General features: G+C 62.7%; 17 protein-coding genes. 11 read left to right on the forward strand and 6 right to left on the reverse strand.

Annotation, left to right across the window (positions count from 1 at the left end; all coding sequences use genetic code 11):
- Positions 1-167: 167 nt before the first annotated feature.
- Both P0D71_RS35445 and P0D71_RS35450 read right to left on the reverse strand, forming a co-directional pair.
- Positions 168-1,439 (reverse strand): SGNH/GDSL hydrolase family protein, encoded by a 1,272-nt coding sequence (locus P0D71_RS35445; RefSeq protein ID WP_408483839.1) that lies wholly within the window; start codon positions 1,437-1,439, stop codon positions 168-170.
- 90 nt (positions 1,440-1,529) lie between these two features.
- Entirely contained in the window at positions 1,530-3,152 is a 1,623-nt protein-coding gene (locus tag P0D71_RS35450; RefSeq protein ID WP_408483840.1) for an NAD(P)/FAD-dependent oxidoreductase, read from the reverse strand.
- Between the two features lie 216 nt (positions 3,153-3,368).
- On the opposite strand from P0D71_RS35450, the gene paaA reads away from it, so the two are divergent.
- The 8 genes from paaA (at position 3,369) to P0D71_RS35490 (ending at position 9,628) form a co-directional block, all read left to right on the forward strand.
- Positions 3,369-4,367, forward strand: coding sequence for a 1,2-phenylacetyl-CoA epoxidase subunit PaaA (gene paaA, locus P0D71_RS35455; RefSeq protein ID WP_408483841.1), 999 nt, complete (start codon positions 3,369-3,371; stop codon positions 4,365-4,367).
- Positions 4,368-4,406: 39 nt separating this feature from the next.
- Positions 4,407-4,691, forward strand: a complete 285-nt coding sequence (gene paaB, locus P0D71_RS35460) for a 1,2-phenylacetyl-CoA epoxidase subunit PaaB (protein WP_007179854.1) — start codon at positions 4,407-4,409, stop codon at positions 4,689-4,691.
- Between the two features lie 8 nt (positions 4,692-4,699).
- The gene (gene paaC / locus P0D71_RS35465) at positions 4,700-5,503 is read left to right on the forward strand and encodes a 1,2-phenylacetyl-CoA epoxidase subunit PaaC (protein ID WP_091798316.1); all 804 of its coding nucleotides are present in this window, start codon (positions 4,700-4,702) and stop codon (positions 5,501-5,503) included.
- Between the two features lie 7 nt (positions 5,504-5,510).
- Positions 5,511-6,071 carry a 1,2-phenylacetyl-CoA epoxidase subunit PaaD gene (gene paaD / locus P0D71_RS35470; RefSeq protein ID WP_408303294.1) on the forward strand — a complete coding sequence of 187 codons (561 nt, stop codon included), beginning with the start codon at positions 5,511-5,513 and terminating at the stop codon, positions 6,069-6,071.
- A gap of 1 nt (position 6,072) precedes the next feature.
- Entirely contained in the window at positions 6,073-7,161 is a 1,089-nt protein-coding gene (gene paaE, locus P0D71_RS35475; protein WP_091798311.1) for a 1,2-phenylacetyl-CoA epoxidase subunit PaaE, read from the forward strand.
- A 114-nt stretch (positions 7,162-7,275) separates the two neighbouring features.
- Positions 7,276-8,088, forward strand: coding sequence for a DUF1835 domain-containing protein (locus tag P0D71_RS35480; protein WP_408483842.1), 813 nt, complete (start codon positions 7,276-7,278; stop codon positions 8,086-8,088).
- 14 nt (positions 8,089-8,102) lie between these two features.
- Entirely contained in the window at positions 8,103-8,711 is a 609-nt protein-coding gene (locus P0D71_RS35485; RefSeq protein ID WP_091798306.1) for a TetR/AcrR family transcriptional regulator, read from the forward strand.
- Between the two features lie 242 nt (positions 8,712-8,953).
- Positions 8,954-9,628 (forward strand): GNAT family N-acetyltransferase, encoded by a 675-nt coding sequence (locus P0D71_RS35490; protein ID WP_091798304.1) that lies wholly within the window; start codon positions 8,954-8,956, stop codon positions 9,626-9,628.
- 97 nt (positions 9,629-9,725) lie between these two features.
- Here P0D71_RS35490 and P0D71_RS35495 read toward each other — a convergent pair whose 3' ends face one another.
- Positions 9,726-10,223: an Lrp/AsnC family transcriptional regulator gene (locus tag P0D71_RS35495; RefSeq protein WP_408303287.1), complete on the reverse strand. Its 498-nt coding sequence runs from the start codon at positions 10,221-10,223 to the stop codon at positions 9,726-9,728.
- A gap of 171 nt (positions 10,224-10,394) precedes the next feature.
- Here P0D71_RS35495 and hppD point away from each other — a divergent pair, with 171 nt between their 5' ends.
- A complete protein-coding gene (gene hppD, locus P0D71_RS35500) occupies positions 10,395-11,492 on the forward strand; it encodes a 4-hydroxyphenylpyruvate dioxygenase (protein ID WP_408483843.1) in 1,098 nt (365 codons plus the stop codon).
- 158 nt (positions 11,493-11,650) lie between these two features.
- Here the strand turns inward: hppD and P0D71_RS35505 are convergent, their stop codons facing one another.
- Positions 11,651-11,851, reverse strand: coding sequence for a hypothetical protein (locus P0D71_RS35505; RefSeq protein ID WP_408181337.1), 201 nt, complete (start codon positions 11,849-11,851; stop codon positions 11,651-11,653).
- 361 nt (positions 11,852-12,212) lie between these two features.
- Between P0D71_RS35505 and P0D71_RS35510 the strand changes: the two genes are divergently transcribed.
- Positions 12,213-15,812, forward strand: a complete 3,600-nt coding sequence (locus P0D71_RS35510) for an indolepyruvate ferredoxin oxidoreductase family protein (protein ID WP_408483844.1) — start codon at positions 12,213-12,215, stop codon at positions 15,810-15,812.
- Between the two features lie 448 nt (positions 15,813-16,260).
- Here the strand turns inward: P0D71_RS35510 and P0D71_RS35515 are convergent, their stop codons facing one another.
- Both P0D71_RS35515 and P0D71_RS35520 read right to left on the reverse strand, forming a co-directional pair.
- Complete coding sequence (locus P0D71_RS35515) at positions 16,261-18,543, reverse strand: NADP-dependent malic enzyme (RefSeq protein WP_091798293.1); 2,283 nt, start codon at positions 18,541-18,543, stop codon at positions 16,261-16,263.
- A gap of 312 nt (positions 18,544-18,855) precedes the next feature.
- Positions 18,856-20,088 carry an MFS transporter gene (locus P0D71_RS35520; protein ID WP_408483845.1) on the reverse strand — a complete coding sequence of 411 codons (1,233 nt, stop codon included), beginning with the start codon at positions 20,086-20,088 and terminating at the stop codon, positions 18,856-18,858.
- 397 nt (positions 20,089-20,485) lie between these two features.
- Between P0D71_RS35520 and P0D71_RS35525 the strand changes: the two genes are divergently transcribed.
- On the forward strand, positions 20,486-21,164 hold a 679-nt coding region (locus P0D71_RS35525), incomplete at its 3' end, for an orotate phosphoribosyltransferase (protein WP_408483846.1).

The following is a 21,164-nucleotide window of genomic DNA, read 5'->3' on the forward strand; positions in this document are numbered from 1 at the left end:
AAGGCTCTTTTTCGTTTCGTCAACAACATTTTTTCGCTTTCGCTTAAAACCTTGTTGGCGTTACGGCCGCTGGTTTCTGCCGCGGCCCTCGTTCGCAAACGAGGAGGCGAATCTTAGGCGAACATCGGCCATATGACAAGGGTTTGACCGAATTCTTTTTTGGCGTCTCAGTTGCGAGTCGATTTCACTACCGCGTCCAAGGGAATGGCGTCGGCCATTGCTGCATAGCCGGCGTCACTCGGATGGATGTGGTCCCCACTATCAAAGCCACGCTGCAGGCGATCCGGCTGCGCCGGATCGCGCAGCGCAACGTCGAAGTCCACCACGCCGTCGAAGGCGTGACTGCTCCGAATCCATTGGTTGACGGCAAACCGGATGCTTTCTCGCTGCGGCGGCAAGGATGCCGGCGTCAACGTCGCGCCGAAGACCTTCACGCCGGCGTGCCGAGCCGAGGCGATCAAGCGCTGATATCCGGCGATCAGGTCCGCAGCCGTCACCGAGGTATGCGGGAAGTCGCAGTCGAGACCGCCATGCGGCGGCATCGCCGCGAAATTGATGTCATTGATGCCGATCAGCAGAATCGCCGTCTTGACGCCCGGGCGCCCAAGCACGTCATGCTCGAAGCGCTTCGCCAGAGCGTCGCCATAGCACGGAGAGTCGCTCAGCAGGCGGTTGCCGCTGATGCCCAGATTGACGATCGCGGTCGAACGGTCGCCGGTAGCCTCAAAACGGCGAGCCAGCGCGTCGGGCCAACGTCGATTCTGGTTCAGGCTGGAGCGCATGCCGTCCGTAATCGAGTCGCCGATGGCGGCAACAGCGGCAGATGCAGGCGCCGCGTCGACCGCCAACCCCGTCACCCACACATATTGCGTAAATCGACCGCGAAACGCTTGCGCAGACGCGTCCGCCGCATGATTGCCCGGCGCGGAAACATAATTCACCTGGTTCGATACGCGATGCCACGCCACGATCCGCTGCTCCGGCCCCAAGAAGGCGCTGACCGCGTAGGGCGAACCTTCAGCGATATCGATCGCGACCGGGTCGCTCTCCAGCTCGCCGCCGGGCGGAATCGAGACCGTGCTCTTGCCACCGAACGTCACGCGCGTGTCGCCGGTCCCAGCCGTCGCCGCGCCGCCCGCCGAGCGTGCGATGCGCAGATCTTCGATGACGAGCGGAGTCTTGCCGTACCGGTTGCTAAGGTGGATACGCGCCGACCTTCCAGAGAGGGTCGGATAGACGATCTGACGAACCGTGCGCCCGGCGACTTCCGGTGCGCGATAGAGCGGCGGCAAGTCCGCGCGCTGTGGAATGGGTTGCAGCGCGGTCGCCCAAGCGGTGACCCAATGTGCCGGGGCGTCGGCGGCGAAAGCAGTCGGGGAACCGACAAACTGGACAAACAGTGCCGCGCCGCATGCGGCAGCCAAGGTGCGAAAGCTCATTCGGGAGGTCGGTTCGAGGCAAAACGTGCATTGTGCCCGATCGCCGCAGCCGTCGCGGGTGGGCGCGACGGCGTTTCGCTTTTGCTTGACTCAGGCCGCTTGCGTACCGCTCATCTTCAGCGCGAGCGCTTCAGCAACTTCGATCCCGTCGATTGCCGCCGAGTAGATCCCACCGGCGTAGCCCGCTCCTTCACCAGCCGGATACAGACCTTCGACGTTCATGCTCTGATAGTCGTCCCGGCGCCGCACGCGAATCGGCGACGACGTTCTCGTCTCGACACCGGTCAGCACCGCGTCGTGCATCGCAAAGCCGGCGATCTTCTTGTCCATCTGCGGCAACGCTTCGCGAATGGCCTCGATCACGTAATCCGGAAGCGCGGTGCTCAGGTCGGTCGGGTGCACGCCTGGCTTGTACGAAGGCACCACCGAACCCAGCGAGGTGGACGGCCGGCCGGCAATGAAGTCGCCGACGAGCTGGCCCGGCGCCATATAGTTGCCGCCGCCGAGCTCAAACGCCCGCTCTTCCCATTTGCGCTGGAAAGCGATGCCGGCGAGCGGCCCGCCCGGATAATCGTCCGGCGTGATGCCGACCACGATCCCCGCGTTGGCATTGCGCTCCGCCCGCGAGTACTGGCTCATGCCGTTGGTCACGACGCGGCCCGGCTCGGACGTCGCCGCCACCACGGTGCCACCGGGACACATGCAGAAACTGTAGACGGCTCGGCCATTGCTGCAGTGATGCACCACCTTATAGTCGGCGGCGCCGAGCTGCTTGTGGCCGGCAAACTTGCCGAAACGGCTGCGATCGATCAAACCCTGCGGGTGTTCGATGCGAAAACCGAGTGAAAACGGCTTCGCCTCGATATAGACGCCGCGATCGCTCAGCATCTGGAAGGTGTCGCGCGCGCTATGGCCGACCGCCAGCACCACATGATCGCAGCGCAGCGTTTCACCGGTCGACAGCTTCAGCCCGCGCACTTTGCCCTGATCGATCTCGATATCATCGACGCGGGTTTCGAAACGCACCTCGCCGCCCAGCTCGTGAATGGTCGCGCGCATTTTTTCGACCATGCTCACCAGCCGGAACGTGCCGATATGCGGCCGGCTCAGATACAGAATGTCTTCCGGCGCGCCGGCCCGCACGAATTCGTCGAGCACCTTGCGGCCGTAGTGCTTCGGATCCTTGATCTGGCTGTACAGCTTGCCGTCCGAGAAGGTGCCCGCGCCGCCTTCGCCAAACTGCACATTCGACTCGGGGTTGAGCACGGACTTGCGCCACAGGCCGAACGTGTCTTTGGTGCGCTCGCGCACGGCCTTGCCGCGCTCGAGGATGATCGGGCGGAAGCCCATTTGCGCGAGGATCAACCCCGCGAACAGCCCGCACGGCCCCATGCCGATCACCACCGGGCGCGGCGCGGTCATCTGCGCGGGCGCTTTAGCGACAAACTTGTAGGTCATATCGGGCGTCACGCCGCAGTGAGGCACGTCGGCTAACCGCTTGAGCGCGGCCGCTTCATCCGTGACCTCGACGTCGACGATATACGTGAGCTTGATGTCGGCGCGCTTGCGGGCGTCGTGCGCGCGGCGAAACACGGTGTATCGGATGAGCCCGTCCGCGGCCACGCCGAGTTCCGCGAGGCGCGCGCGCACGGCGGCTTCGAGGGCGCTCTCGGGATGATCGAGCGGGAGTTTGATTTCGCTTAGACGTAACATGAGTACCGGGGGATGCGGGAAGGCCGCAAATTGCGGCCAATTCGCAATTTTATAGGTTTAGCGTCGGCGCGGGGCATCGGCGCCGACGAAACGCCTGAAGGCGAAACCGCCTCACCCCTATTGACCCGACCGACCCATCTCAAAAAATTTATTAACCGACCGGTCGGTTGGCTTATACTGTGCGCACACAGACAACTTTCCGCAGAGAGCGTCCCCATGTACACGCAATCCCTGGATATTCCCGGCAATGTCGCTCCGCTCGATGCGGGCGCGAACTCGCCTGAGCAGGCGCAATTCGACGCGATCATGGCCGCCGACGGCAAGATCGAAGCTCAGGACTGGATGCCGGAGGCCTATCGCAAAACGCTGGTACGGCAAATCTCGCAGCACGCGCATTCGGAAATCGTCGGCATGCTGCCGGAAGGCAACTGGATCACGCGCGCGCCGAGCCTGAAGCGCAAGGCGATTCTGCTCGCCAAGGTGCAGGACGAGGCCGGCCACGGCCTCTATCTATATAGCGCGGCGGAAACCTTGGGCGTGTCGCGCGACCAGTTGATCGCCGCGCTGCACTCGGGCAAAGCCAAATATTCGAGCATCTTCAATTACCCGACGCCCACATGGGCGGACGTCGGCGTGATCGGCTGGCTGGTGGACGGCGCCGCGATCATGAACCAGATTCCGCTGTGCCGTTGCACGTATGGCCCGTATGCGCGCGCCATGATCCGCATCTGCAAGGAAGAGTCGTTTCACCAGCGCCAGGGTTTCGACGCGCTCATGTCGATGATGTCCGGCACCGAAGCCCAGCGTGAGCTGGTCCAGCAGGCCGTGAATCGTTGGTGGTGGCCGGTGCTGATGATGTTCGGCCCGAGCGACAAGGATTCGGTTCACAGCAGCCAATCGTCGAAATGGGGCATCAAGCGCATTTCGAACGACGATCTGCGTCAGAAATTCGTCGACGCCACAGTCGACCAGGCCAAGGTGCTCGGCGTCACGTTGCCCGACCCGGACCTGAAGTGGAACGAAGCGCGCGGGCATTACGACTACGGCGACATCGACTGGGAAGAATTCTGGCGTGTGGTGAATGGCGACGGCCCGTGCAATCGCGAGCGTCTCGCTACCCGCGTCAAAGCCCACGACGACGGCGCCTGGGTCCGTGAAGCCGCCCTCGCCCACGCCGACAAGCAGCGCCAGCGCGCACAACAGCACGCCGCCTGAACCGCGCGGCACGCCAGAGAACGAATCAGGAGATCTGCAATGAACAAGGAATGGCCGATTTGGGAAGTCTTCGTGCGTAGCAAGCAGGGACTCGACCACAAGCACTGCGGCAGCCTGCACGCCGCCGACGCGCCGATGGCGCTGCGCATGGCGCGCGACGTCTACACGCGCCGCCAGGAAGGCGTGAGCATCTGGGTGGTGCCGTCCTCGGCGATCACGGCGTCCGCGCCGGAAGACAAGGCGGAGCTGTTCGAACCGGCTGGCGACAAGATTTACCGCCATCCGACGTTCTACACGCTCCCCGACGAAGTCAACCACATGTAAGCGCGGCCATGGACATCACGCCTCAACATCTCCAATACGTGCTGCGCCTCGCGGATAACGCGCTGATCCTCGGTCAGCGCAATACCGAATGGAGCGGCCACGGCCCGATCCTCGAAGAGGACATCGCGCTGTCGAACATGAGCCTCGACCTGATCGGCCAGGCGCGCCTGCTCTACACGCACGCCGCCTCGCTTGAGCAGCAGCTCACCGGCAAGAGCCGCACGGAAGACGACTACGCTTACTTTCGTGCCGAGCGCGAGTTCGCCAACTACACGCTCGCCGAGCTGCCGCACGTCGGGCCACTGTCGGCTACCGCGAAGGCCGAGAAGGATTACGCGGTCACTATCGTGCGCAATTTCCTCTACTCGACGCTGATGGCTCATCTCTGGACGGCGCTCACGGCGTCCTCCGACGAGCAACTGGCGGCGATCGCGTCGAAGTCGATCAAGGAAACCAGCTATCACGTGCATCACGCACGCGAATGGCTGATCCGTTTCGGCGACGGCACCGAGGAGTCGCATCGCCGCGCGCAAGCCGCGCTGGACTATCTGTTGCCTTACACCCGCGAATTCTTCAGTACGGATGCGGTGGAGGAGACAGTCGCTGCAGCCGGTATCGGTCCGTTGACCTCGGACCTCGAAGCAGCGTGGCTCGACGACGTGCGCGCCACGCTCGACGAAGCCACCTTGAAGCTGCCCGAACCGGTGAAGCACATCACCACCGGCAAGCATGGCGAGCATTCCGAGCACATGGGTTTCGTCCTCGCCGAAATGCAGAGCCTTGCGCGTCAGCACCCTGGCGCCACCTGGTAAACCGACCATGACGACTTCGACCGCCTTTGGCCCGACCGATACGACCGGCATGACTGATGCCGCGCTCGAACGCGCGTGGGCCGTGCTCGAAACGGTGCCCGATCCGGAGATTCCGGTGGTGTCGATTCGCGAGCTCGGCATTCTGCGCGACGTGCGGCGCGCCGCCGACGGCACGCTCGAAGTCGTGATCACGCCGACCTATTCCGGTTGCCCGGCGATGTCGCAGATTGCCGAGGACGTCGCGCATGCGCTCGACGTGGCGGAACTCAAGCCGTATCGGATCGCCACCGTGCTCGCGCCGGCGTGGACCACCGACTGGATGACCGCCGACGCGCGCGAAAAACTGCGCGCCTATGGCATCGCGCCGCCCACGGGCAATTGCGCTTCGGCCGCGCCCGCGCAGGAAAAAGTGATGCGCTTCGTGCCACGGGCGCTGCCCGCGCCGTCGTGCCCACGGTGCGGCTCGGCGCATACCGAGCGTCTCGCGCAATTCGGCTCGACCGCCTGCAAAGCCTTGTACCGCTGCCTCGACTGCCGCGAACCCTTCGACTACTTCAAACCATACTGATATGGCCACCCCGCAATTTCATCCGCTGCGTATCCGCGAAGTGCGGCCCGAAACCGCCGACTCGGTCTCGGTCGCCTTCGAAGTCCCCGCTGAACTGCGTGAACAGTATCGCTTTACGCAAGGCCAGTTCGTTACGTTGAAGACGCACATCGACGGTGAGGAAACACGCCGTTCGTATTCGATCTGCGTCGGCGTCACCGATTACGACCGCGACGGCGAACTGCGTATCGGCATCAAGCGCGTGCGTGGCGGGCGGTTCTCGAACTTCGCCTTCGACACCCTGCAGCCCGGCCACACGATCGACGTGATGACGCCGGACGGCCGTTTCTTCACCCACCTGAACGCCGATCAGGGCCAACAGTATCTGGCCTTCTCGGGCGGCTCGGGCATCACGCCGGTGCTGGCCATCATCAAGACGACGCTCGAAGTCGAACCGCGCAGCACCTTCACGCTCGTGTACGGCAACCGCAGCGTCGATCAGATCATGTTCGCGGAAGAACTCGAAGATCTGAAGAACCGCTTCATGAACCGCTTCGTGCTCTATCACGTGCTGTCCGATGACCTGCAGGACGTCGAACTCTTCAACGGCGTGCTGGACCAGGAAAAGTGCGCGGCCTTCATTGAGAATCTGCTGCCGGCCGACGCGATCGACGAAGCCTTCATCTGCGGCCCCGCGCCGATGATGGACGCCGCCGAGGCCGCGCTGAAAGCCGCCGGCGTGCCGTCGGACAAGGTGCACGTGGAGCGCTTCGGTTCGCCGCTGCCGCAAGCGGGCGTGCCGGCGGTCGAAATCACCGAAGACACGCCGGCCGCCGACCTCGAAATCGTGCTCGACGGGAAACGCCGCAAGCTGCGCCTGCCGTATCAGGGCGTGAGCGTGCTCGACGTCGGCCTACGCGCCGGCCTCGCGCTGCCTTATGCTTGCAAGGGCGGCGTCTGCTGCACCTGCCGCGCGAAGGTGCTGGAAGGCGAAGTGAAAATGGAAAAGAACTACACGCTCGAAGAACACGAAATCCGTGATGGTTTCGTGCTCACGTGCCAATGTCATCCGGTCAGCGACCGCGTGGTGGTGAGCTACGACGAACGTTGAGCCGCGCTTTGAGCAGTTCCGCGATCCGCTTACACTAGGGGCCGCTCGCGACCGGACTCCCGTTCCGGCCGATGAGCGGCCCCTAATGTCGTTAACTGCCCTACGCCACTGCCGATGAGCACGATCCACCTCACCAACGGCGACGTCGCCGCCGAGTCACTGCGCACCGCCTTGCGGGATGCGGGCCGCGATGAACGCGTGCACGCGCTGCGAGACGATCTCGCGGTCGGCCCGCTGCGTGGCGTCGACGATGGGCCCGACGTGCGCGCGGACTTCTGGGAGCGCGTGAGCGCGGACACCCGGCGCGATTTCCTTCGGGAATTCCGCGAGCAGGCCGCGGCGCTGGAGAATGTCGCGCGCGATGACGCGAATGTGGTGGTCTGGCACGGCGACAGCGCGTCGGATCAATTGATGCTGCGGCGCGTCTGTTATCACTTGCGCAACAGCCCGCAGCGTTTGAACGAGGTGCGTCTGTCGATTCGCGACCTCACCGATCCGGGCGCGTGGGCGCACAGCCGCAAAGACCGCGCGACCTCTGTCGGCATGTTCGCGCCAGCGGTGCTGCAAGCACGACTGCCCGATGCCGCGCCGATTTCCGTGCTGCGCATCAGCCGGCTCGCGCTCGAATGGCAGGAAGTCAAACACGCGAACGGCGAAACGCGGCGCTGGCGCGACAACACGTTCACGAGCGGCAGCTTCGCGGAACTGGATGCGTTCATCCTCGAGCACGTCACGGAAAACTGGCAGCCCGCCGCGCGCGTCGCCGCCGAATTGATGAGCGCCGAATTCGGATTTCTGGTCAGCGACAGCATTGCGCTGTGGCGCATCCGCGAATTGGCCGCGACCCGGCGCATCAAGCTGCGCGGCGACGCAAACGCATGGCGCACGCTGGAGTTGTGCGCGGCGTTCGCCCCCTGTCCACACTAATAGAACCAACGATTATGGCCCGCACCCGAGCCCCCGACCACGAAACCCAACGCGAACAGATTCTCGAACTCGCCGCGGCCAAATTCGCGCAAACCAGCTACCCCAGCACCTCGATGGCCGACCTCGCGGCCGCGAGCGGCACCTCGAAAGCACGGCTCTACCATTACTACGCGAGCAAGGAAGCCATTCTGTTCGATCTGCTGGACCGTTACACCAAGCGGCTCATGCTGATCATCGCCGAGGTGGAAGGCGCAAGCCAACGGCGCGGCTTGTCAGAGCGGGAAACCTTTGCCGAGCTGATCCGGGCGTTTCTGTCGGAATACGAGACATCCCATAGCCGGCACGTCGCGTTGCTGAACGATGTGAAGTATCTGGTCGACACGCAGCGCGAAGTGATACTGAACCGCCAGCGCGACGTGGTTGCGGCGTTCGCGCGGCAGCTGGCGCGTGCCTACCCGGAGCGCGCCACGCGTGAAAACCAGACCGCGCTCACCATGATGGTGTTCGGCATGATCAATTGGACGTTCACGTGGCTAAAGCCGGACGGCCGCCTGGGTTATCGCGAATTCGCCGAGCAGGTGGTCGGCATGGTGGACCACGGATTGAGCTCGAATCCGGCCTGATTGCGCACCGCAACAATATTCATACGAAATAATGGGCTTAAGTCGCCGTCGGGCCGTATCTGACCCCGACCGTTCATCCAATTTATTTACCTATAAAAATCAATTACATATAAATAGGGCGCAAACTTTTTAGGCACTCCATTCAAATTTAGATACGGGTTTTCCCTAGTGATCGGCATGCATTTCGGCTAAAATCGCTTTTGCAGTGCACCACGCCGTTCGATTAAAAGGAGAACCCGACCATGAACTTGATTACACCCCGCGCCGCTGAGCCGATCGTCGCGCACGATCGTTTGACGCAGCCCGCCGGTCGTGCACCAGCTCTGGTCCGCGAACTCACCGCTGTCGACCGCGAGCGCCTGCTGACCCACTTCCTCGCGCTCGACGAAGACGACCGTCTGCTGCGCTTCGGCCAGATCGTGCCGGACCACGTCATCGAGAACTATGTCCGCGCGATCGACTTCACGCGCGACACCGTTTTCGGCGTCTTCAACAACCAGTTGCAATTGACCGGCGTCGGCCACCTCGCCTATCTGCCGGCTGAAGGCGACAAGCGTACGGCCGAGTTTGGCGTGTCCGTGCTGGAAAGCGTTCGTGGCCAGGGTATCGGCTCGAAGCTCTTTGAGCGCGCCGCCATTCGCAGCCGCAATACACACGTCACCACGCTTTACATGCACTGCCTGTCGCGCAATTCGACCATGATGCACATCGCGAAGAAGGCCGGCATGAAGATCGAATACTCGTACGGCGAGGCAGATGCCTACCTGACGCTGCCGCCGGCGGACCAATCGAGCATCATCGCCGAAATGCTGCAAGAGCAGGCTGCGGTATTCGACTACGCGCTGAAGCGCCAGGCGCGTCACGCGTCCAAGCTGTTCGAAACGCTCATGCCTGCGGCGGTTGCAGCCGCAGCCTGATAGCCTCACGCGTCGGAATAACAAAGGGCGGCCTTCTGGCCGCCCTTTTTGTTTGCCGTGACCCGCGCACGCGCCGCCGCGTCGTGTCCTGTCGTACTCACAAAATCGGCAGTGCGGTCGTCTCCTTGATCGTTTCGAGCGAGAAGCTCGTTTTCACGTCGATCACCGACGGATGGTGCAGCAACTGGTCCTGCACGAAGCGTGAAAAGTGCGCCATATCCTCCACTTGGACACGCAGCAGATAGTCCATGTCGCCGGTCATCGCATGGCAGGCGACAACTTCGGGCCACGCCTGAACGGCCGCGCGAAACAGATCGGCGTGCGTGGCGTCGCCGCGCGGACTGAGCGCCGGACCACCGCGCTTTTCCAACCGCACATTGACGTACGCGAGCAAGTCGAGCCCGAGCCGCTGCGCATCGAGCAACGCGACATAGCCGCGGATCACGCCGTTCTCTTCCAGCCGACGAATACGCCGCAGACACGGGCTCGGCGACAGATTCACGCGCTCGGCGATCTCCTGATTCGACAGCCGGCCGTTCTCCTGAAGGATTGCCAGAATCCGCCTGTCGATGGCGTCTATCTCCATGCTGGCCATTTTCTGCCGTCCCTTCACGTTATTGAGCTAGAAACTAGCGCAAGCGTATCGAGACACGATTAAGTTCGCAAGTTTTCGCCGCAGGCAGGCCTTTACACTTGCGCCATTCGGTCGCGTTTAACCGCGCATCCCCGCTCGCGCCGCGCGCCGGTGCATATCAGGAGACAGACAATGCAGGTTGCAACTTGGGAAAATCCGCTCGGCACCGACGGTTTCGAGTTCATTGAATACACCGCACCGGATCCGAAGGCGCTGGGCAAACTGTTCGAACAGATGGGCTTCACCGCCATCGCGCGGCATCGCCATAAAGACGTGACGCTGTATCGCCAGGGGGAAATCAACTTCATCGTCAACGGGGAGCCGGATTCGTTCGCGCAACGCTTCGCGCGTCTGCACGGCCCGTCGATCTGCGCAATCGCTTTCCGGGTTCAGGACGCCGCCAAGGCTTACCAGCAGGCGCTGGAAAAAGGCGCCTGGGGCTTCGACAATAAAACCGGCCCGATGGAGCTGAACATCCCCGCGATCAAAGGTATCGGCGACTCGCTGATCTATTTCGTCGACCGCTGGCGCGGCAAGAACGGCGCCGAACCGAACAGCGTGGGCAACATCGACATTTACGATGTCGACTTCGAGCCCATGCCCGGTGCGAACCCTAACCCGGTCGGCCATGGCCTGACTTACATCGACCACCTGACGCACAACGTGCATCGCGGCCGCATGCAGGAGTGGGCGGAGTTCTACGAGCGCCTGTTCAATTTCCGCGAGGTGCGCTATTTCGACATTGAAGGCAAAGTGACGGGCGTGAAGTCGAAGGCGATGACCTCGCCGTGCGGCAAGATCCGCATTCCGATCAATGAGGAAGGCTCGGACACCGCCGGGCAGATTCAGGAATATCTCGACGCGTATCACGGCGAAGGCATTCAGCACATTGCCTTGGGCAGCAACGACATCTACCGTACGGTGGACGGCTTGCGCGCCGCGAACATCTCGCTGCTCGATACCATCGACACGTACTATGAACTGGTCGATCGCCGCGTGCCGAATCACGGCGAGCCACTCGACGAACTGCGCAAACGCAAGATTCTGATCGACGGCGCGCCCGACGATTTGCTGCTGCAGATCTTCACGGAAAACCAGATCGGACCGATTTTCTTCGAGATCATTCAGCGCAAGGGCAATCAGGGCTTTGGCGAGGGCAACTTCAAGGCGCTATTCGAGTCGATCGAACTGGACCAGATTCGCCGTGGCGTAGTGCAAGACAAGGCCTGACGCCACTGGCTGCGCAGGAGCGCATTTGTAGCAAATGAAAAGGGCGAGGATCTCACGATCCTCGCCCTTTTCATTGATGCCGTTGTCTCAAGCGGACCCTGCGTGGCTTGATGGAACAACGGCCGGTTATTTAACCGACACGCCGCATGAGCGGCGTATCACGAATTCTGGTCTTGCCCGTCGGCCTTGGTGGATCGCGTGACGCTACCCATGGCGATGCGTGCGGGCGCGACCTGCGCCGTGCGCGTGATTGCGTTCGACAGCGCTCCTGCGCTGCCCGAGTTCGAGCGCACCGGTGCGCTCATGGCGAAAAATGCGGCCGAAACCATCAGGAAGGTCTGAATGTTTCTCGTGTTCATGCGTACTCCTTTTCTAACTGCCCTGCTGTCGTGAAGCTCCGCAGAATGCGGAGCGTTGCGCTGACATTGCTCGCAGGTGGGGTGTTAGACAGCAATTTCAACTACGGTTCCGCAAATTTGTAGTTTTTACAGCTTGTTACAGGCATTTGCGCAAGCACTGGTGGCATCGCTCGCAAAACGTCGCAAGACCCAGTCAAGATCGCCGGGACGCGGCATTTGCGAAGGACCTGCGGCGGGTTTTCACCAGTGCTACCATCACTTAAAACACGTCAATATGGCGGCCCCGGCCCTCCGCATTCACAAGATGCCGGGGCTCAAAAAAAGTTTTGGTGATCCCAAACTGGTTGGAGGAGTACACATAATGAATGCCCCGCTAGACGCAGGTCAGCGAGCCTCGCTCGAAGCCGCGTTGTCTTCCGTCACGCTCGACGACAAATACACCCTCGAACGCGGCCGCGCATACATGAGCGGCATCCAGGCGCTGGTGCGTCTGCCGATGCTGCAGCAGGAACGCGACCGGGCCGCCGGGCTCAATACTGCCGGCTTCATCTCCGGTTACCGCGGATCGCCGCTGGGCGGGCTCGACCAATCCCTGTGGAAGGCGAAACAGCATCTCGCTGCGCATCAGGTCGTATTTCAGCCAGGCGTCAATGAAGACCTCGCGGCGACCTCCGTCTGGGGTTCGCAGCAGGTCAATCTGTACCCGAGCGCCAAATACGATGGCGTGTTCTCGATGTGGTACGGCAAAGGCCCGGGTGTCGACCGTTCCGGCGACGTCTTCAAGCACGGCAACTCGGCCGGCTCGGCGCAACACGGCGGCGTTCTGGTCCTCGCCGGCGACGATCATGCGGCCAAATCCTCCACGCTGGCACACCAGTCCGAACACATTTTCAAGGCGTGCGGCCTGCCGGTTCTGTTCCCCTCGAACGTGCAGGAATATCTCGACTTCGGCCTGCACGGCTGGGCGATGAGCCGCTATTCCGGTTTGTGGGTCGCGATGAAGTGCGTGACCGATGTGGTCGAATCGTCCGCTTCGGTGGATATCGATCCGCACCGCACGAAGATCGTCCTGCCGGAACACTTTGCGATGCCCGAGGGCGGCCTGAATATCCGCTGGCCGGATCCGCCGCTGGTGCAGGAAGCGCGTCTGCTCGACTACAAGTGGTACGCGGCGCTCGCCTATGTGCGGGCCAACAAGCTCGACCGCGTCGAAATCGATTCGCCGCATGCGCGCTTTGGCATCATGACCGGCGGCAAAGCCTATCTCGACGTGCGTCAGGCGCTGACCGACCTCGGTCTCGACGACGAAACGTGTTCGCGCATCGGCATCCGCCTATATAAGGTCGGCTGCGTCTGGCCGCTCGAAGCGCAAGGCGCGCAGGCGTTCGCGCGCGGCCTCGATGAAATTCTGGTGGTCGAAGAAAAGCGCCAGATTCTCGAATACGCGATCAAGGAAGAGCTATACAACTGGCCCGACGCACAGCGCCCGCGCGTGTTCGGCAAGTTCGACGAGAAGGACGGCGCGGGCGGCGAATGGTCGGTGCCGATGGGCAACTGGCTACTGCCGGCGCATTACGAACTCTCGCCGGCGATCATCGCGAAGGCCATCGCCACCCGGCTCGACAAATTCGACCTGCCGTCCGACGTGCGCGCTCGCATCGCCACGCGCATCGCAGTGATCGAAGCGAAGGAAAAGGCGCTGGCACGCCCGCGCGTCGAAGCCGAACGCAAGCCGTGGTTCTGCTCGGGTTGCCCGCACAATACGTCGACCAACGTGCCGGAAGGCTCGCGCGCGATGGCCGGTATCGGCTGCCACTACATGACGGTCTGGATGGACCGCAACACTAGCACCTTCAGCCAGATGGGCGGCGAAGGCGTCGCGTGGATCGGCCAGGCGCCGTTCAGCAACGACAAGCACGTATTCGCCAATCTCGGCGACGGCACCTACTTCCACTCCGGACTATTGGCCATTCGCGCGGCGATCGCGTCGAAGGTGAACATCACCTACAAGATTCTCTATAACGACGCGGTCGCCATGACGGGCGGCCAGCCGGTCGACGGCGTGCTGACCGTGCCGCAGATCACCCACCAGCTCGCCGCAGAAGGCGCGACGAAAATCGTGATCGTCACCGATGAGCCGGAGAAGTACTCGGCGAACGTCGGCCTTGCGCCGGGTATCGACGTGCATCATCGCGACAAACTCGACGAGGTGCAGCGCCAACTGCGTGAAGTGGCCGGCACGACGATCCTGATCTACGACCAGACCTGCGCGACAGAGAAGCGCCGCCGCAGGAAACGCGGCACTTATCCGGATCCGGCGCGCCGCGTTGTGATCAACGAGGCCGTGTGTGAAGGCTGCGGCGATTGCTCGGTGAAGTCCAACTGCCTGTCGGTCGAGCCGCTCGATACTGAGTACGGTACGAAGCGCCAGATCAATCAGTCGACCTGCAACAAGGACTTTTCGTGCGTGAACGGCTTCTGCCCGAGCTTCGTCTCGGTTGAAGGCGGTCAGTTGCGCAAGCCCAAGGCTGCCTCCGGTATTGTCGGCGACGCAATGCCGCCGGTGCCGGAACCCGAACTGCCCTCCATGGAACGTCCTTACGGCGTGCTGGTGACGGGTGTCGGCGGCACGGGTGTCGTGACGATCGGCGCGCTGCTCGGCATGGCAGCGCACCTGGAGAACAAGGGCGTCACGGTGCTCGACGTCACCGGCCTCGCGCAGAAAGGCGGCGCCGTGATGAGCCACGTGCAGATCGCGAAGAACCCGGCCGACATTCACGCGACGCGTATCGCCATGGGTGAAGCCAGTCTCGTGATCGGTTGCGATGCGATCGTCACCGCCAGCGACGAGTGCGTGTCGCGCATGCAGGCAGGCCGCACGCGCGTCGTGTTGAATACCGCGCATACGCCGACCGCCGAGCTGATCAAGAACCCGAATTGGCGCTTCCCGGGCAGCAGCACGGAAGCCGACGTGCGGGCCGGCGCGGGTGACGACGGTGTCGATACGGTCGACGCGAATCACTTCGCCGTCGCTCTGCTCGGCGACGCGATCTACACGAATCCGTTCGTGCTCGGCTACGCGTGGCAACGCGGCTGGGTGCCGCTCACCTATCAGTCGCTGATGCGTGCCATCGAGCTGAACAACGTCCAGATCGAAAAGAACCGGGCAGCGTTCGAATGGGGCCGCCGTGCAGCGCACGATCTGGCCGCGGTGCGCAAGCTCGCGCAATCGCAAGGGCGCGGCGCCGCAGCGGAAGCGATGAGCAGCAAGATCATCTCGCTGCACACGCCGAAGGCGCTCGACACGCTGATCGACAAACGCGCCGAGTACCTGGCGGCGTGGCAGAACAGCGCGTATGCCGACCGTTATCGCGGGTTGGTGTCGCAAGTGCGCGCCGCGGAGTCGGCGCTCGATTCGAGCGACGGCCAGTTGCCGCTCACCGAGGCGGTCGCGAAGAATCTGCACAAGCTGATGGCCTACAAGGACGAGTACGAAGTCGCCCGTCTGTACAGCGATCCGGCGTTCATCGAAAAGCTGAAGGCGAATTTCGAAGGCGACTGGAAGCTCCACATTCACCTCGCGCCGCCGACGTTCTCGAAAAAGGATGCCAAGGGCCATCTGGTGAAGAAGAAGTACGGTCCTTGGGTCTTCAGCGCGATGCATGTGCTGGCCCGGTTCAAGTTCCTGCGCGGCACGGCGTTCGATGTGTTCGGCAAGACAGAAGAGCGACGCACCGAGCGGGCGTTGATCACCGAGTACGAGGCGCTGGTGCGGGAACTGATTGGCGGCCTGACTGTGCAGAAGCGCGAGCTGGCCATAGAGCTGGCGAATCTGCCGGACGGCATCCGCGGTTATGGCCACGTGAAGGAGAACAACCTGAAGGGCGTGCGCGTCAAATGGAACGAGTTGCTGGCGCGGTGGCGCTCGCCGGCGACCGGAACAACGCAACACGCAGCGTGATCGTGTTCACCTGAGCCGACTCGTCGGGCTCAAATGAGAAAGGCGGCTGTCCTCGCGGACAGTCGCCTTTTTTTGTTTCCAGCTTCGACACGTCATGCATGTGCGCGAGACCGGGCGGTACTGCTACTTCCTGCTACACAACGAACATTTACAAGACGAAGCGCGGCACACGACGACAGCGAGGACTGACCCGCCGACTGTTCCGCGGTTGTCGTGATGTGCTGTGCTTCAGAAGTCACTTTACAAACGAGTCGCTGGCAATCGAATAGGAGCATTCCCAAACGCGCGAAAACACAGTAAGAATGTTTGGGACGACAGCGCTGCTGTGGATACGCATGCATGTGCACGCGCACGAAAAAAACGCCACGGAATCAACTTCCGTGGCGTTTTCGCAGGTTCGTCGCGAGCGCCTCGACGAGGCGCCGTTTCGATCCTCAAAGCATGCGCATTACTTCGCGTTCACCGGCTTACGCGCGTTGGCCGACGCCACCGCCGTCATGTTGATGATCCGGCGCACGGTCGCCGCCGGCGTCAGAATGTGCACCGGCTTCTCCGCGCCCAGCAGGAACGGACCGACCGTCACGCCTTCACCACCAATCATCTTCAGCAGGTTGTACGTGATGTTCGCCGCTTCCACGTTCGGCATGATCAGCAGGTTGGCTTCGCCGCTCAGCGTCGTGCCTGGGAATGCGGCCTTGCGCACCGCTTCCGACAACGCCGCGTCGCCGTGCATCTCACCGTCGATCTCGAGCGTCGGGGCGCGTTCAACAATCAGCTTGCGAGCCGCCGCCATGCGTTGCGACGACGAAGACGGCGCGCTGCCGAAGTTCGAGTTCGACAGCAAGGCGACCTTGGGCGTGATGCCGAACTTCTCGATCTCACCCGCTGCCAGCAGCGTCATGTCGGCGAGTTGCTCGGCGGTCGGTGTCTCGTTCACGTACGTATCGCAAATGAACAGATTGCGGCCCGGCAGCATCAGCAGGTTCATCGCCGCGAAGTTCTGAACGTTTTCCGCCTTGCCCAGCACTTGCTCGATGAACTTCAGGTGCGTGTGGTACTGGCCGATCATGCCGCAGATCATGCCGTCGGCCTCGCCGAGACGCACGAGGATCGCGCCGATCAGCGTGTTGAACTTGCGCATGGCGGCCTTCGCCACGTCCGGTGTCACGCCTTCGCGCGCGCCGAGTTCGTGATAAGCCTGCCACGATTGCTGATAGCGCGGATCGTCTTCCGGATCGACCACTTCGAAGTCTTCGCCGCACTTCAACTTCGAGCCCATCTTCTTCAGACGCATCTCGATCACCGACGGACGGCCGACCAGAATCGGCTTGGCGATCTTTTCCAGCAACACGAACTGCGCGGCACGCAGCACGCGCTCGTCTTCACCTTCGGCGAACACGATGCGCGCCGGTTCCGACTTCGCCGCGGCGAACACCGGGCGCATCACCATGCCCGTGCGGTACACCGTCGTGCCGAGTTCTTCGCGATACGCGTCCATGTCCTTGATCGGACGGGTCGCAACGCCCGAATCCATTGCCGCCTGGGCGACAGCCGGCGCGATCTTGATGATCAGGCGCGGATCGAACGGCTTCGGAATCAGGTACTCGGGACCGAACTCCAGCGAGTGGCCTTCGTACGCCTTTGCGACTTCATCGCCCTGATCGGTTTCTTCGGCCAGTTCAGCGATCGCGCGCACGCAGGCGAGCTTCATTTCTTCCGTGATCGTGGTGGCGCCGACATCCAGCGCGCCGCGGAAGATGAACGGGAAGCACAGCACGTTGTTGACCTGGTTCGGGTAGTCCGAACGGCCGGTCGCGATGATGCAGTCCGGACGAACCTTCTTCGCGTCTTCCGGGCGGATTTCCGGTTCCGGATTCGCCAGCGCGAGAATCAGCGGCTGCGTGCCCATCTCGGCGACCATCTCCGGCTTCAGCACGCCTGCGCTCGAGCAGCCGAGGAACACGTCGGCGCCGCGAATCGCGTCGGCGAGCGTGCGTGCTTCGGTGTTCGCCGCGTAACGTTCCTTCGACGGATCCAGGTTGCCGCGACCCTCGTAGATCACGCCCTTGGAGTCGGTCACGAGAACGTTCTTCTTCGACAGACCCAGGTTCACCAGCAGATCCAGACACGCGATCGCTGCCGCGCCCGCGCCGGAACACACCAGCTTCACTTCGTCGAGCTTCTTGCCGACCACTTTCAATCCGTTCAGGATCGCCGCCGACGCGATGATCGCCGTGCCGTGCTGATCGTCGTGGAAAACCGGAATCTTCATGCGCTCACGCAGCTTCTTCTCGATGTAGAAGCACTCGGGCGCCTTGATGTCTTCGAGGTTGATGCCGCCGAGCGTGGGCTCGAGCATGGCGATCGCTTCAACGAGCTTGTCCGGATCCGACTCCGAGAGTTCGATGTCGAACACGTCGATGCCGGCGAACTTCTTGAAAAGGCAACCCTTGCCTTCCATGACCGGCTTCGCGGCGAGCGGACCGATGTTGCCGAGGCCGAGCACGGCCGTGCCATTCGTGATCACGCCGACCAGGTTGCCGCGCGAAGTGTACTTCTGCGCGTCGAGCGGCTCCTCGAAGATCGCCATACAGGCGGCGGCAACGCCCGGCGAGTAGGCGAGCGACAGGTCGAGCTGGTTCGACAGCGGCTTGGTGGGCGTGACCGAAATCTTGCCGGGTTTCGGGTTCTGGTGATATGCGAGAGCGCTTTGCTTGAGTTGTTCGTCCATTTTTTGACCTGCGAGACGTAAATAATCGGGCCCGGCACACCGCACAGTTGGCGTCGCTTACATCTATCGAATGGATAATCGACCGACGCGGCTTTCGCATGCGCCGGTTGGGCGCGGCGTCGAACCTCACCGGAGGACGGGACGGTGCGGAGTGCTTAGCGGGTCGGTTAGTGTACACCCCGAAAGCGTCGATGGACTGAGTGGTTAACGCTGCTCGCCATCCGCGAAACAACGGCCTGCCATGCTGCAGCGCCGCATTCGGCGGACTTCTGGCCGCTTGTCATTCGCAGGTCATACGCGAGCTGTTCGCGCTCATTCGAGCTCGGCGCCGCGTCGCTCGGGAATCAGGAAAAGCGTCGCGAAGATGTCGAGCAAATAGATCGACGCGAGAAGAGCGAGCGCCGCAGCAAACGAGTAGCGCGCGGCCAAAGCGCCCACGGCCACCGGCCCGAAACCGCCTACCGCACGGCCGAGATTGAACAGCACATTCTGGGCAGTGGCTCGCGCATCGGTCGGGTAGAGTTCGGAAATCAACGCGCCGTAACCGCCGATCATGCCGTTGACGAACACGCCCATCGCCGCGCCGCCGATCAGAAGCGCCACCGGCGTGCTCAGGTGCGCGTAGACGAAGACCATTACCACCGCACCCGCCTGGTAGAACAGAAAGGTCGGCTTGCGGCCAAAGCGGTCGGCGGCGATGCCGAACAGCCAGATGCCGCACGCCATGCCCAGAACCGTCACGGCGGTCCACAGCCCGGATTTGGTCAGCGAGTAGCCGAAGGTTTTCGACAGATAGCTCGGCAGCCAGATCATCAGACCGTAATAGCCGAAGTTCTGCACCGAACAGAGAATCGCCACGCCGAGGCTGGCGCGCGTGGTGCGGCCATCGGTCACCAGCAGTTTCAGCGGCAGCTTGCGCCTGCCGCGCGCCGCGCGCTCCGTGAAAAGCGCCGGCTCTTCGACGCGGCGCCGCACAAAGAACGACACCACGGCCGGCAGCAGCCCGAGCGCGAACATGCCGCGCCAGCCGATCAGCGGCAACAGCAGCGGCGTCAGCAAGGCTGCCGCCAGCACACCGAGTTGCCATCCCAGCCCGACATAGGACGACACGCGAGCTCGCTGCGACGCCGGCCAGGCTTCGGCCACCAGCGTCATGCCGATGCCGAACTCGCCGCCGAGCCCGATCCCGGCGATAGTCCGATAGATCAGCAGGTCGGTGTAGCCCTGCGCCAACGCGCACAAGCCGGTGAAGACGGCGAATATCAGGATGGTCCATGTCAGCATGCGCACGCGGCCGAAATAGTCGCTCAACACGCCGAAGATTACACCACCCGCCACCGCGCCGATCAGCGTCCACGTGACGAGCGAGCCGCCTTGCGCGGTGTTCAGATGCAGATCGGCGGCGATCACCGGCAGCATGAAGCCGAGGATAAGCAGATCGAAGCCGTCCATCGCGTAACCGAGTACCGAGGCGATCAGCGCACGGGCGGCGTAGCCCTCCCTCGCGGGTGCGCGGGTCTCGGTGGCGGAAGGAGCGACATTCATTGAAAGCATTCCGTAGGTCAGATGGGCACGGTGGCGGCGACGGCGGCACGTGCCCGATAAATTCGCGTGAGTGTAAAGGCGCCCCTGGCGGCTCACAAGCGAACCAAAAAGCGCGGGCGGATCGGGCCTGCCGGCGCGTCCCTTCAGTGCCCGCCAAGCCGGCGCAGCGCGGCCGATATCGCCGTCATCCGCAGCAGGCAGGCGAGACGGCCTCCTCGGAAGGACTCATTTCGGGTAAAATGTCGGCCTGCGCGCGTAGCAAAATCCGGCCCGCACTCCGCTGACCGGCTGCGTATTTGCCTATCAAGGCGCCGCCCAACATGGTGCGGCATACCTCGCTTGCTGCGCCACCGGGCTCCGCGCCCGCTTCTCCCCGCTCACACCCAAGGATCCGCCCATGACAGGCTTCGATCGCCAGACGATCTCCGACACGACCGCCAAGATGCTGCTGGAAGTACAGGCAGTGCACTTCAACGCGGAGAAACCGTACATTTTCACGTCCGGCTGGGCGAGCCCGGTTTATATCGACTGCCGCAAGCTGATCTCGTACCCGCGCGTGCGCCGCGGCCTGATGGAAATGGCCGAGACCACGATTCTGCGCGACGTCGGCTATGAGCAGATCGACGCCGTCGCTGGTGGCGAAACCGCGGGCATCCCGTTCGCGGCATGGCTCTCCGATCGCCTGATGGTGCCGATGCAATACGTGCGCAAGAAGCCGAAGGGTTTCGGCCGTAACGCGCAGATCGAAGGCCTGCTGACCGAAGGTCAACGCGTGCTGCTGGTCGAAGACCTGACCACGGACAGCCGCAGCAAGATCAACTTCATCAACGCGCTGCGCACCGCCGGCGCGACGGTGAACCACTGCTTCGTGCTGTTCCACTACAACATCTTCAAGGAAAGCGTGTCGGTGCTGAAAGACATCGACGTCGATCTGCACGCGCTCGCCACGTGGTGGGACGTGTTGCGCGTCGCGAAGGAAAACAAATACTTCGACACCAAGACGCTCGACGAAGTGGAGAAATTCCTGCACGCACCGGCTGAATGGTCTGCTGCACACGGTGGCGCGACCTCGACGC

Origin of the sequence: Paraburkholderia sp. RL17-383-BIF-A (genome assembly GCF_046028015.1) — a bacterium.
In the GTDB taxonomy this organism is placed as follows: domain Bacteria; phylum Pseudomonadota; class Gammaproteobacteria; order Burkholderiales; family Burkholderiaceae; genus Paraburkholderia.

Coding starts and splice junctions, on each gene's coding strand:
- paaD (WP_408303294.1), top strand. CDS start 5,511: ATGACGACTTCGACCGCCTTTGGCCCGACCGATACGACCGGCATGACT.
- P0D71_RS35505 (WP_408181337.1), bottom strand. CDS start 11,851: ATGAACACGAGAAACATTCAGACCTTCCTGATGGTTTCGGCCGCATTT.
- paaA (WP_408483841.1), top strand. CDS start 3,369: ATGTACACGCAATCCCTGGATATTCCCGGCAATGTCGCTCCGCTCGAT.
- P0D71_RS35445 (WP_408483839.1), bottom strand. CDS start 1,439: ATGAGCTTTCGCACCTTGGCTGCCGCATGCGGCGCGGCACTGTTTGTC.
- P0D71_RS35490 (WP_091798304.1), top strand. CDS start 8,954: ATGAACTTGATTACACCCCGCGCCGCTGAGCCGATCGTCGCGCACGAT.
- paaC (WP_091798316.1), top strand. CDS start 4,700: ATGGACATCACGCCTCAACATCTCCAATACGTGCTGCGCCTCGCGGAT.
- P0D71_RS35495 (WP_408303287.1), bottom strand. CDS start 10,223: ATGGCCAGCATGGAGATAGACGCCATCGACAGGCGGATTCTGGCAATC.
- paaB (WP_007179854.1), top strand. CDS start 4,407: ATGAACAAGGAATGGCCGATTTGGGAAGTCTTCGTGCGTAGCAAGCAG.
- P0D71_RS35515 (WP_091798293.1), bottom strand. CDS start 18,543: ATGGACGAACAACTCAAGCAAAGCGCTCTCGCATATCACCAGAACCCG.
- P0D71_RS35480 (WP_408483842.1), top strand. CDS start 7,276: ATGAGCACGATCCACCTCACCAACGGCGACGTCGCCGCCGAGTCACTG.
- hppD (WP_408483843.1), top strand. CDS start 10,395: ATGCAGGTTGCAACTTGGGAAAATCCGCTCGGCACCGACGGTTTCGAG.
- P0D71_RS35510 (WP_408483844.1), top strand. CDS start 12,213: ATGAATGCCCCGCTAGACGCAGGTCAGCGAGCCTCGCTCGAAGCCGCG.
- P0D71_RS35485 (WP_091798306.1), top strand. CDS start 8,103: ATGGCCCGCACCCGAGCCCCCGACCACGAAACCCAACGCGAACAGATT.
- paaE (WP_091798311.1), top strand. CDS start 6,073: ATGGCCACCCCGCAATTTCATCCGCTGCGTATCCGCGAAGTGCGGCCC.
- P0D71_RS35450 (WP_408483840.1), bottom strand. CDS start 3,152: ATGTTACGTCTAAGCGAAATCAAACTCCCGCTCGATCATCCCGAGAGC.
- P0D71_RS35520 (WP_408483845.1), bottom strand. CDS start 20,088: ATGAATGTCGCTCCTTCCGCCACCGAGACCCGCGCACCCGCGAGGGAG.